The sequence below is a fragment of the Rhizorhabdus sp. P4_G5 genome, assembly GCF_056401065.1.
Window position 1 is genome coordinate 260,970 of the sequence record NZ_JBFUKB010000005.1, and the last position, 12,014, is coordinate 272,983.

Annotated in this window: 11 protein-coding genes; 9 read left to right on the forward strand and 2 right to left on the reverse strand. The window is 61.3% G+C overall.

Annotation, left to right across the window (positions count from 1 at the left end):
- Window positions 1-12 precede the first annotated feature (12 nt).
- On the forward strand, window positions 13-1,662 hold the full coding sequence (locus AC1DQK_RS11085; RefSeq protein ID WP_477870385.1) for a thiamine pyrophosphate-binding protein: 1,650 nt from the start codon (window positions 13-15) through the stop codon (window positions 1,660-1,662).
- Between the two features lie 41 nt (window positions 1,663-1,703).
- On the opposite strand, the gene AC1DQK_RS11090 is transcribed toward AC1DQK_RS11085, so the two are convergent.
- Window positions 1,704-1,943, reverse strand: a complete 240-nt coding sequence (locus AC1DQK_RS11090) for a hypothetical protein (protein WP_477870387.1) — start codon at window positions 1,941-1,943, stop codon at window positions 1,704-1,706.
- Between the two features lie 450 nt (window positions 1,944-2,393).
- Here AC1DQK_RS11090 and AC1DQK_RS11095 point away from each other — a divergent pair, with 450 nt between their 5' ends.
- The 4 genes from AC1DQK_RS11095 to AC1DQK_RS11110 all read left to right on the forward strand — a co-directional run bounded on the left by AC1DQK_RS11095 (window position 2,394) and on the right by AC1DQK_RS11110 (window position 6,617).
- Complete coding sequence (locus AC1DQK_RS11095) at window positions 2,394-3,194, forward strand: sugar phosphate isomerase/epimerase family protein (protein ID WP_477870389.1); 801 nt, start codon at window positions 2,394-2,396, stop codon at window positions 3,192-3,194.
- A 218-nt stretch (window positions 3,195-3,412) separates the two neighbouring features.
- Window positions 3,413-5,107, forward strand: a complete 1,695-nt coding sequence (locus tag AC1DQK_RS11100) for an N-acyl-D-amino-acid deacylase family protein (RefSeq protein ID WP_477870391.1) — start codon at window positions 3,413-3,415, stop codon at window positions 5,105-5,107.
- Between the two features lie 81 nt (window positions 5,108-5,188).
- Complete coding sequence (locus tag AC1DQK_RS11105) at window positions 5,189-5,998, forward strand: SDR family NAD(P)-dependent oxidoreductase (RefSeq protein ID WP_477870393.1); 810 nt, start codon at window positions 5,189-5,191, stop codon at window positions 5,996-5,998.
- A 175-nt stretch (window positions 5,999-6,173) separates the two neighbouring features.
- The gene (locus AC1DQK_RS11110; protein WP_477870850.1) at window positions 6,174-6,617 is read left to right on the forward strand and encodes a limonene-1,2-epoxide hydrolase family protein; all 444 of its coding nucleotides are present in this window, start codon (window positions 6,174-6,176) and stop codon (window positions 6,615-6,617) included.
- 539 nt (window positions 6,618-7,156) lie between these two features.
- On the opposite strand, the gene AC1DQK_RS11115 is transcribed toward AC1DQK_RS11110, so the two are convergent.
- Window positions 7,157-8,296, reverse strand: a complete 1,140-nt coding sequence (locus AC1DQK_RS11115) for a helix-turn-helix transcriptional regulator (RefSeq protein ID WP_477870395.1) — start codon at window positions 8,294-8,296, stop codon at window positions 7,157-7,159.
- A gap of 602 nt (window positions 8,297-8,898) precedes the next feature.
- Between AC1DQK_RS11115 and AC1DQK_RS11120 the strand changes: the two genes are divergently transcribed.
- From AC1DQK_RS11120 to AC1DQK_RS11135, 4 genes are all read left to right on the forward strand, one after another.
- Entirely contained in the window at window positions 8,899-9,492 is a 594-nt protein-coding gene (locus tag AC1DQK_RS11120) for a TetR/AcrR family transcriptional regulator (protein ID WP_477870397.1), read from the forward strand.
- 221 nt (window positions 9,493-9,713) lie between these two features.
- On the forward strand, window positions 9,714-10,820 hold the full coding sequence (locus tag AC1DQK_RS11125; RefSeq protein ID WP_477870399.1) for a 3-ketosteroid-9-alpha-monooxygenase, oxygenase component: 1,107 nt from the start codon (window positions 9,714-9,716) through the stop codon (window positions 10,818-10,820).
- 49 nt (window positions 10,821-10,869) lie between these two features.
- On the forward strand, window positions 10,870-11,103 hold the full coding sequence (locus AC1DQK_RS11130) for a ferredoxin (RefSeq protein WP_477870401.1): 234 nt from the start codon (window positions 10,870-10,872) through the stop codon (window positions 11,101-11,103).
- A 587-nt stretch (window positions 11,104-11,690) separates the two neighbouring features.
- Entirely contained in the window at window positions 11,691-12,014 is a 324-nt protein-coding gene (locus AC1DQK_RS11135; protein ID WP_477870403.1) for a 2Fe-2S iron-sulfur cluster-binding protein, read from the forward strand.

A 12,014-nucleotide genomic window follows, 5' to 3' on the forward strand; every position in this document is an offset into this window, starting at 1 on the left:
CGAGGTTATGTTATGAAGCCGAGCTTGGATGCCAATGCCCAGGGGGCTCGCGAAATCGTGCGGTTCCTCGCCGACCAAGGCATCGGCCACATATTCGGACTGCCCGGGAGCTCGCTCGCGTCGCTGGTCCAGGAATTGTCGGAATCTTCGGTCCGGATCATCGCGACGATCCATGAATCCGTCACCGTCGCTGCTGCCGATGGCTATGCCAGGGTGGCTGGCAAGGCCGCAGCCTATGTCTACATGGTCCCCGGTACGACGAATGCGCTTGCCAACATCTACAATGCCTGGCGGGACGAGACCCCGCTTCTGATCCTTGCATCGCAACAGGCAGCGTGGACGAGGACGCGCGAGGGAACCATTGGCGAAGCGGACCTCGTTCCGCTCGTTGCGCCATTCTGCCGCCATGCCCGCGAGCTTGCCCCCGGCATGGCAGTCTATCGCGAGCTGGAGCGCGCGATGCGATCGGCGTCAGGATTTCCTGGCGGCCCGTCGTTCCTGTCGCTTCCCGAGGACGTGCTGGAAGGCGATGGCCCGGTTCTGCCGGAGGCCCGGACGCACCGAATTGCCTCCGGCGCGCCGGACGTGGGCGAAATTGCCAAGCTTCTGTCGGTAGCGCAGAGGCCCCTGATCGTTGCCGGAGGTCAGGTCAGGCGATATGGCGGCTCAACGATCCTGGCGGAACTTGCCGACCGGCTCGGCATCGCGGTAACGACCGAATATGGCTTCAGCGATCGTCTTGCGCTGTCGCCCGATCACCCGGCCTTTCTCGGCAGCATGACCGGGCTTGCCGGCAGCGTGGCCGAGGCGCAGGCCGACTTCGTGCTGGCCGTCGGCTGCCGGTTCGTGTCCGAGGGTCATCCGAGGCCCGAACCCTATTTTCGCAACGCAAAGTTCGTGGCTCATGTCAATGCGGACCCGGCAAAGCTGGAAGAGACGCACACCGCCAACTGGTCATGCGCGTGTGATCCGGCAGCTTTCCTGGCGGCCCTTGCCGAGGCGGCGCGCCTGCCGGATGAAGATCTACTCGCGGAACGCCGCAATTTCATCGCCGCGGCGCGTGGTGCGTCGATGCCTCCCGGCAATCCCTTTGCGCAGACCCTCGCATCGTATGGAGCCGCACTCGCTTCATTGCATGACGCTTTGGAACGGGGTTGGGTGGTGGATGAATCCGTCATGGGCTCGGTGGCCCTGATCGGTTCCCTCAAGTCCGGAGATGGTGCCCGATATATCGGCTCAACCGGCGGATCCCTCGGTTGGGGGACGGGCGTAGCGGTGGGTGCCGCCATCGCATCCGGCGGGCCGGTAACGTGCGTGCTGGGCGACGGCGCGCTGCGCTTTGGCGTTCACGGGCTGTGGACGGCTGTGGCAGAGAAGCTGCCAATCACCTTCGTGATACTCGACAACGGTGGCTACGGCTCGACCCGACACTTTTCGCGCGCTTATGCCGATCGTGTCAGGAATAGAAAAAATGCTCCAAGCTATGCCGGCATGGATTTCCGTGAGATGGGCGCACCCATAACCGACATGATCCGTGGCTTTGGCGTCGCCTGTGCCGGTCCGGTTTCCATCGCGGACGCCCGCGCGGCTATCGAAGCGGCATGGCTCTCAAACGGCGATGGTCCGAACGCGGTGGTCATCCAGTTGCCCTTTGGCGATTGACGGCCCCGGCTCTGTCGGGCGGCTCGGCCGCTGATCGCCAGTCACACCTCGCTTTCGTCCACGACCGGCCGATCCTCGCGCGTCGCCCTGTAGCGTAGCGAAGGCTTCTGGGGGTCGGGAAGGATGACGACATGATCATCGTAGACTTCGGCGAGCGTTCCCACGAACGGCATGCCTTCGAGAGTGCCGGTGACGCGGTAGCTGACCACGTCACCGACTTTGAAGCTGGCCGGGTCGAAATTGAATTCGAAAGGACAGGACCCGTCGCCCATTCCCTGCATCGTCGCGTTCCCTGACAGTGTCGCCTGCGCCCTTGCGCAGGGCTATGGGATAACTGAGCGCTCTCGACGCCGATACGCAACGTCCGGTCAGACGTCCCCGTGCCGTTCGTCGGCGATCCAGCGCCACATCCTGCGCCATGGCTCGATCGCGTGCTGAATGCCATGGCCGGGCATCCCGACGGCATGGCCGAGAGTGACGAGGCGCTGCGCTCACTGGATCAGGCGGATAACAGGAGGCGCGCGCGGCCGAGTGATTGATAGGCCGCGACGAGTCTACAGCTGGGCTCCGGGCCTGTAGTCCATCCGGACCATGCTCGGAAATTCGCCGCGCAGCAGTGTTCGATCACGTAGGGAGCCCGCTTCAGCTCGCAGAACCGCCTGATCCCGAGGCGCTACTACGACCGTCAGTCGATCGAGAACAAGACCCTGTTCGGAGAGGTGAAGGCAATCATGAGTAACTATAGCTACGCATTGGAACCCCTCGCCGTGCCGGAGCTGGGTGGAGCTGATCTCGTCAGGGCCGCGGAGCGGACAGGATACGACTTCGTCAGCATTTTCGCTCATAGTGCGTCGTCCGAGCTTCCCCTCGACCCATCGGTAAACGATCCCGAACAGCGCGAGGCCATGCGCGCCGCGATGAAGCAGACCGGTGTCGGTCTGCTCAACCTGGAGTGCTTCAATCTCCTGCCTTCTGTCGATCCGGCCGATTTCGTTCGGGCGCTCGAATGCGGCAGCGACCTCGGTGCCCGGACCGCAACTGCGATCGTCTGGGAAAACCCCGATCTGGAAGATGCCTGCACGAAGTTTCAAAGACTTTGCGACATGGCAGCGGAGCACGCTATCAACGTCAATGTTGAATTCTTCGCGACGGCAAGGAGCCTGCCGACCATAGTCGAGGTCGCGGACTTCGTGCGGAAGGCGGGGCGCCGGAACAGCGGCATAGTGGTTGACGTGCTGCACCTGATGCGGACGAGCGGCGGGCTCGATGGGCTCGCGAAGATCGAACCCGAGATGATCGGGGCGCTCCAGCTTTCGGACGGGATGCTGCTTCCGCCTGAGGATGTGGGCGCGGAAATGCTGAGCCGGATGTTGCCGGGCACGGGAGAGTTTCCGTTGCGCGAGATCGTTGGTCGCTGTCCCGTTGGGTTGCCGCTGGGCCTCGAAGCTGCGAACCTGTCGCTGATGGGCAAGGTTCCGGCAGAGGAGCGCGCGCTCGCCATGCGGCAGGCTGCAGGCCGTATCTTCGACTGAGCTCAGTCTCTTTGATGGCGAAGCGGACCGTCCGGTGGGCTGTGGCTCAGCCGGACGGTTTTCATTCGTCGGGGCGGCATAGACCCACGATCAGGAGGCAAGCTGCTTGCACAGAACTAGTCCGGTGAGACGTTTGTGGTTCGGGTACACGATGGTTTCATCGTGACTTAGCTTTCCAATTGCGGGGAGCTTCCATCGTGCCTGGAACTGGCGGTAACATGTTGATCAAGGGTGGCAGGATCGTCGACGGCACGGGATGTGCTGCCTATGTTGCCGACCTGCGCGTTTCCGGCGGACGCATTGTGGAAATCGGCAAGGATCTCGCGATCAACGGCGAGGAAGTGCACGATGCCGCCGGGTGCTATGTCACCCCCGGCTTCATCGATACCCACACGCATTATGATGGCGCACTCTACTGGGATCCGACTTGCGATCCGATCCTCCAACACGGGGTGACAACCGTGCTGATCGGCAATTGCTCGCTGGGTCTTGCTCCGGTCAGAAAGGAGAGCATCGGCGACCTCGCCACGCTGTTCAGTTATATAGAGGACCTTCCGCGCGACACTTTCGAGAACGAGATACCGTGGAACTGGGAGACCTTCACCGAATATGCCGATGACATGCGCTCGCGGAAGCTTGGCGTGAACGTTGTCGCACTGGTCAGTCATTCACTCCTGCGCGGCTACGAACTCGGCCACGCGGCATGGTCCCGCGCCTCGACCGGCGACGAAGTCGAACGGATCGCCGTCGCCTATGATGCTGCATTGGCGGCTGGAGCATTCGGCATATCGAGTTCGCGCTTCGACCGAAATCCTTCCGGCGACCTCGTGCCCAGCTTCTACGCCGATGCCCGGGAACTCGACCGGATCTTCTCGGTGACATCCGCGCACAAGGGTATCTTCCAAGTCATCCCCGACATGAGCAGCCTCGATCAGCAGGAAAAGGACCTTCGCGAATATTGCGGATACTCGATCAAGCACAATCGGGTGCCAGTGATTTCGAACGGCATCTACCAGCGTCCGGACGATCCGGACTATCATCCGCGCCTGCTGGCCATGGCGAAGGAAGAGCGCGCGAAGGGCGCCGACTTCCGCTTTCTGGCGTCGCCGCGTTCGATCGAGTTGCTGGTGAGCTTCCATCAGGCGATGGTCTTCATCTACGTGCCGAGCTGGAATGACGTCGTGCAGCCCGGGGTCGAGCTTGCCGAGAAGCGCCGGCGGCTGTCCGACCCGGCTTGGCGGGAGCAGGCACGCGCCGATTGGGATGAGGTCAAGGAAGGCTTCCCCAGCGGCGGCATGATTCGGGGCTTCCGCATCGTGAAGGTCGGCAAGCCCGAGAACGAGAAGTTTATCGGCAAGACCTTCGATGTGATCCTCGACGAACGTGGTGGCCATCCCTCCGATATCCTGGCCGACTGGGTACTGGAAAACGACTTCGAACCGGAGTTCGTCTATCCATTCACCAATACTGATGAGCGCATCGTGGGCCAGCTTCTGGCCGCGGAAGAGAGCATCATCAGCGCTAGCGATGCGGGCGCACATATCGGCATGTTCGACGGTGCTGGCGACACGACACTGGTGCTCACACGCCATGTGCGGGACAATCCGGACATGGCGCTGGAGGAGGCCGTCAAACGGATGACGCTCGATCAGGCCGACCTCCTCGGCCTGAAGGATCGCGGCGTGATCCGGGAAGGGGCGATCGCCGACATCGCCGTTTTCGATTTGGACGCGCTCCACTGGGATGTGGAGCAGAAGATATTCGACGTGCCCGGCGGCAAGCCGCGCTTCCGTCGCCCTGTGGGCGGCATGCGTTACACCTTTGTAAACGGCGTCCTCGCACAGAAGGATGGCGAATTCACCGGACAACTTGCCGCGCGCTTCCTCGACGCAAGGGATCGCGCAGCCGTGTGACGTTCCATACCGGGAGGGCCATCGTGACCCGTCCTGTCTGGGGCAAAAATTCGCGCGCGGAATGGAAGGTTTAAGTCAGTTATGGCGCATGATCTGGCCGGCAAAGTGGCGATCGTCACGGGTGGGGCATCCGGCATCGGGCTCGCTGTCTGCAGGGTTCTTGCCCAGGCGGGTGCCTATGTTTCTGTCGCCGATATCGACGGCCCGGGTGCTGCCCGCGCCGCTGGCGAATTGACGGCTGCAGGCCTGCGGGCCGAGGCTTTCCCAACTGACATGGGTGATGCCCGGCAGATAGATGCCCTCGCAAGCGCCACCGCGACCGCCTTTGGCGGCATCGACTTCGTGGTGAACAACGCCGTGCAGATGGATCAAGGAGATGCCGCGGTCCATGAAATCGATGCGGATCTCTGGCGGACGCTGCTTTCGGCCAATCTCATCGGCCCTGCGCTGCTTTCCCGCGCGGCTATTCCCCACATGCTTTCGCGGGGTGGGGGTGCCTTCGTGCACATGGCTTCGGTTGCGGGCATGCGCGGTGAGGATAGCCGGACTTGCTACGCCACCGCAAAGGCTGGCCTGTTCGGGTTGTCGCGATCGATTGCGGTCCAGTACGGCAAGCAGGGAATCCGCAGCAACTGCATCGCGCCAGGTCTCGTGATGACGCCTGCCGCGCATGCGACTTTCGACCCCTCGCTGCTGAATCTGCTGCTTGAGCATCACATGACGGCGCAACTCGGCACGGCCGAGCAACTAGCTGCAGCCGTCTGCTTCCTTCTATCCGGGCAAGCCACGTTCATGACTGGCCAGGTGCTCGTCATCGACGGTGGGATGAGCGCCGCAATGCCCGGCGTGCCCGCGTTCCGCGAACTGAAGGCGCAGGCTCTTGCCGAATAAGACGGGCCCTGGGAGGATCCGATGACTGCACGGGGCAACCCTGCCGGTCGAAGGCGGATCATCGGCATCGGCGCTTACCATAGTATCGGCGCACCAACTGATCGCAGATGGCATCGCCCGTTCGGAGGCCGGCAAGGCCTGAACGTCGCAGGTTCGGGGAAAAGAGGAGAAGATGATGGACAGGACAGCTCCCGTTTGGAGTCTCATCAGGGCGTGGGAGATTTGCGACCTTGATCTGATGATGGAACAGCTTTCGGACGACGCTGTGTTCGAGAACGTGCCGATGGACCCGATTGTAGGCAAAGAGGCGATCCGTGCTGCCACAGCGGCCCATATGGCGCTGTGCAATCGCGCGCCGTGGAAGATCTTCAACATCGCTGTGAACGAAGAAACCGGGGCGGTCCTGACCGAACGGATCGACATTTTCGAGCTGAAAGATGGCCGTACCGTCTATTCACCCTGCATGGGCTCATGGCTGGTGAACGAGGAGGGCAAGATCACGGTCTGGCGGGATTACTTCGATCTCGCGAGCTGGAACCGGCAGATGGGCGCCGATCCCGATTTCGCTGCTGGTGACGGAGGCACCAGGGCCGTGTTGCAACAGGCGGGCCTTGATTGAAAGGCCTTCCGGATTTCATGCTGGTTGCAACTGGTGATCAGGCAAAGCGCACCGGGAAAATGATCCGCGTATTCTCAATTGGAGAGGTACATGCTTAAGCAGCAGGATCATTATCACGTTGGCATCATCGTCGATGATTTCGACGCGACGCTCGTTCGCATGTCCAGGCAGAGTGGGGCTGACCTGGACGCCCCGCATTGAGGTTTCTGTACCGATCTGGACAGCCGTGGAGGGCCGCCCGCTGCATCATCTGGGCTATTGGGTCGATGATCTCGCAGAAGTGTCGGCGCAGCTTGAAGAGCAGGGCTGCCCAAAGGTTGCCTGTGCCATGCCCAACGGCCGGATGTTCGGCATGGCCTACCACGAGATGCCCGATGGCATGTACGTCGAACTGGTAGCGCGCACATCCTTCCCTGGCCGGCCTTCCTTGCCGGCACCGTCGACCACGTCGTCGATTTTCCCGAGTGAGGAACCAAAAAGGGGAGCTGTCACGCCCCCCCTTTTCTATTCAGTAAAACGACAAGCCTGCCCCAGTCCGATTACTGGATCGAATGCATCTGGCTGCGCCCTAGCGGTACCAGGCTGTTGGTCAGCAGCGAGACGAGCTGCGACTGGCGGCCGACATCGGTCTTGATGAACATCGAGCGTAAGTGGGCGCGCGCGGTGTTGTGGCGGATGTTGAGGTTCGCCTCTATTTCCTTCAGGCAAAGCCCCTTGGCCAGGCCGACGGCGAGCTGCGCCTCGGTGGCAGTGAAGGAAAACAACTGCTGCAGTAACTTCACGTCGTCTCGGCCTACCACCTCGTGCACGCGCAGGAAGACCAGTGCTGAAACTTCCGGCTTGTCGTGCAGCAACGATTGGTGAACCCGTGGGCGGACGATGACGTGAAGACGCTCACGACCATCGGTCGGTTCGAAGAGCAAGGCCCGGGCACCCGAGCCATCTTCCGCCTGGAATGCCGCGCGAATGGCGGACTGGAAGGTCATGTCCTCACTGGCGTGGATGGCGTGCAGGCCAGAGCGGAACTGCTTGAGCCCGATGCGGTTTTCTATGGCAAAGCGTGCGGTCTGGTTCAGCAGCGAGTGGCTGCCCGACCGGTTGACCAGGAAGGCGGCGATGCCGAGGCTGTCGAGGGCCTCGGTCTGGAACTGGGAAAGAATGCGCGCACGGGTCAACTCGCGGCGAATCCGCATCGCTTCGCGGAAATGCCGGCCCGCAGCCATGACCAGCAGCATTTCTTCCTTGCTGAACGGATCGCTCCCCGTGCCGCGGCAGCAGTTCAGCGTGCACTGCGCCCCATCGATCACATCGATGCAAGCGACGGCCAGATACGCGATGTCGTGCTCCTTCAGCATTTCATCGAAGGGCGCCGAGCTGACGACTTGATCCCAATCGACCATTCGCGCTTCCCCCACGCCAAGTTCGACCGGGAGGAGTTCGCGCGCATTGAAGCGCTGAGCATCTTCGAGACCTTCGGTCGAGACTTTCGGCCCGCTTGCGAAGATATGTTGCCGGGGCCTTGCGCCCTTCTGCGATATGCGGATGCAGGTCGAATTCCCGCCAAGCATGACGCGCAGCATCTCGAGTGGTTCCAGCCACGGCTGTTCGCATTCGATGCTTTCGTAGATAGCGGAAACCAGGGCGTCATAAGCAGTGACTTCGGATTGCCGAATCAGCACATTTCCTCTCCCCTTGCGTCGTACGCCGCTTGAAAGCGCATCGTTCAATAGCCGAATCGAAAGATGCGGCGTTACGCAGTGATGCAGCAAAGTTTACATATTACGCAACATCTGTCAATGAAGGGGACGCAGCGATTGAACGCGAGTTATGGGCGTTTCGTGGCCGCTGGGTGCAATGATGGCGTCTCGAAGCAACGCTTCTGCGCAGTTTTCGACGTTGTAAGAGAGGGCAGGCGACGGAAGGGGAGGTGTGGCTGCACCATGCAGCTGAAAGATGGAGCAGATCCCATGATGACCCAGAGGGATTAATCGGGGGAAAGTGATTGATATTGCCTGAAAGGCCTGAGCAGTTAAGGCAGAGGTGCCACGGCGTGCCATGCGCTCGGCTGAGATGGGTGCACAACGCGTTTTGGCGTATCGCACTTTGAGAAGGTGATGTGAGGCTTTCGATGGCAGTAAAGAGGGCAAGCGGGCGGGCTGCGGTGCCGCCGCCGGCAAATCGTGCAATCGAGAGCCGGAGCGTCAGTTCAGCCATCGGGAGGACATCTTCGCACGAGGCCGGAGGCCACCCTTCGACAGTTCGAATGCACGAAAGCCGCGACATGATCTTCTCGGCTGCAATGGCCGAGTTCAGCGAGCGGGGCTTCAGGGGCGCGACGATCGCGAGCATCGCCCAGCGTGCCGGCGTCTCCCGCATGACTGTATACAAGCACGTCGAGGGCAAGGACCAGCTTCTGGAAAAGCTGTCCGACTACTACAGCGAGCGGCTGCGCTTGGCCCTGCAGAATGCCATCGACGATTCACTGCCGATTTGGGAAGTGCTGATGGAAGTCGGGCGCAGCTTCTATGAAGAAGGCCGTTACGCGGAGTCCAGGGCAATTTCGCGCGTCCTCATCATCGAAGCCGAACGGATGCCGAATATGGCGACCCGCGGGCTTGCGCTGCGCGAAACCTGCCTGGAGCCTCTCGCCAGCTACTTCACCAGACTCTCCCTTGCGGGAATATTCGCGACCGACAACGCGCAACACGCGGCGCAGCAGTTCCTGAACCTTACGACAAATTCGATAGACTATCTTTTTGGGGGATCGGACGTCCAGGAGGGCGAGCGCGAAAAATATCTTGCAGCGGCGGTGAAAACATTCCTGTACGGCGTGAGTTTCCGTCGCGAAGGCGTGCCATCCGGCTTGCCGGGGTAAGTCGCCTGCAAGCCTTGCGTCGCCGGACGCTCCTGCCCCGTGCGCTCTGCTCAGGCCAAGCCGATGATATTCTCGTCTATTCGGACGAGGGCTGTGATGCAGGGGCGATGCTATCGAATTGATATTCGCGGGAGCCTCCGTTTGGAACGCTCGCGCGGTTGCCATCGTCCGGCGTCCGTGCCGGCGAGCGCAATTGAGAGGCAGTCTGGGAGCGTCGGGAAATGGCTACTGCAAAAGAATACGGGCTGGGGGAATATACCTTTCCGCGCGGATGGTTCATGGTCGCGGCAGCCAGCACGGTTACGCAGGCGCCGCATAACGTCCGTTTCTTTGGCCGCGACATGGTGCTCTACCGCGGCGAAAGCGGGCAGGCCTACATGGTCGGGGCCTATTGCCCGCACATGCGGACGCATATCGGCAAGAGCTCGTCATCGTTCATTGCCCAGCGTGGCAGCCAGATCGAGGGAGAATCGATCCATTGCCCCTACCACGCCTGGCGCTACGGGCCGGACGGCAAGTGCGACAAGATCCCTTATTCCGACAAGATTCCCCCCGCGGCCGAACTCGGCGCATATCCCGTGGTCGAGCGCTATGGCGCGATCTACTATTGGCACGATCCGGAGGGTGGCGAGCCGGATTACGATATTCCCGCGATCCCGGAATGGGCTGACGAGGGCTACGTCCGCTGGGAATTCGACGAACTGGGCGCGATGAATCTGCACCCGATCGAGGTTGTCGACAATATATGCGATATGCAGCATCTCTATCCGATCCACGGCTCGCACCAAGATTACTTCGAGAATATCATCAAGGGCCATATGGCCTGGCAGCTGATGGGCGGAAAGCACGAATTGCTCGGTGTCGACGCAGGTATTTCGGAGTTCAACACCTACTATACCGGTCCAGGTATCCTGTTATCACGCTACGTTGCCGACAATGCCAACTACTCCATCATGTATATTGCCCATACCCCGATCGACGATGGTACGGTCTATGTCTGGCACGCAGTGCTCAGCAAGGTGGCCGAGCGTAGCCCGACCGACGAAGATGTGGCGCAGGCCCGCGTACAGCAGCAGATGAGCTGCGATGCCTTCGCGGCCGACTTCGAGATTTGGTCGAATAAGGAAGCTTGCCTGCGCCCGATGCAGATGCCTGCCGACGGGAACTTCCTGAAGGTGCGGACCTGGTACAAGCAGTTCTACAATCCGCGTAGCGATCTACCGGACATCCTTGCCCGTTGCGAGGGGCGCTATCGGATCCCCGGGGTTCCCGATGCGCTGGATGGCGGTGCATCCAAGGAGATCCTCGAGGCGGTCCCGGCGGACTGAGATCTCGACACTTCCGCGCGAACATCGGCAATCGGAGAAGGACTTCCGGATGGGTTACAAAATCGTCATCGACAAGGTTCAGTGTGTCGGCCACGCCCGATGTGCACATTTCGCGCCCGAACTCTTTGAGCTTGATGACAGCGGATACATCGCGAGCGAAGGCTTTGATGTCCCGCCGGGGAAGGAAGTCGACGCCTATCGTGGTGCCAGGGCTTGCCCCGAGCGGGTGATCAGAATGCTGGATTCCGACGGGAACGAGGTGAAGAAGACGCCATCTACCTGACGGCCATCGCTTACGCGCGGGAGGTGCATGCCCCTGCGCCTCGATCGTTGATGCAAGGGCGGTTCGCTTTCAGAAGTACACGCCGTCGTGATAGATGAGCAGGCGTGCCATCCTCCCAGTGCTGCCTCGCCCACGCCAGCCACGACGATGCCGAGGGTTCCGTAAGTGGAGCATTGTTTCGATCGCGCACATCGGGTTGGCCTGTGCCTCTTCCGGTCTCGGCATTGCCCCTTCTTCCCGTGACCGGAGCCCGGCTTCGAACCAGCGATGGCGAGGTTGGCTCCACCAGAGGCCGCGGAAACCTTGCGCCGATGCCCGGACAGAAGGGTGATGCCGATCTCTTCGCCGGAGCAAGGGCGGCATGGATGCTCGCGGACTGATTGCCGCGACCAGCACGCAAGGCGGGGCCACCTTCAAGGAAATGGCGGCAGCCATTGGCCTTCCCCTGCCGGGTAGCTCCGCCGGGGCTGCTGACGCCCCTTCGCTAGCATCGTCCGGTCGGACCATGATCCATTCGATCTGTAAAGCCTAGGATCGCCACGAATGCAGATCGGTTCTGCAGACTTTTAATGCAATAGGAAGCGTTGATGCCAAGGATCATTTTTCGCGGAGCGGATGGCGAAACTCACGAGGTCACTGTCGATGCCGGGCGATCGGTCATGCTCGGCGCGACGATGAACGGCGTTCCAGGTATCGATGCAGACTGCGGTGGGACGCTGTCATGCGCGACCTGCCACGTTTATGTCGATAAGGCCTGGGCGGATCTCATTCCGCCGGTCGAAGAAGTCGAAAACGACCTTCTCGAGAACGTGGCATGCGAGCGTGCGCCCAACAGCCGTCTGAGTTGCCAGATCTTCGTCACCGATACGCTCGACGGGATAACCGTGGACATTCCGGAACGGCAGTTCTGA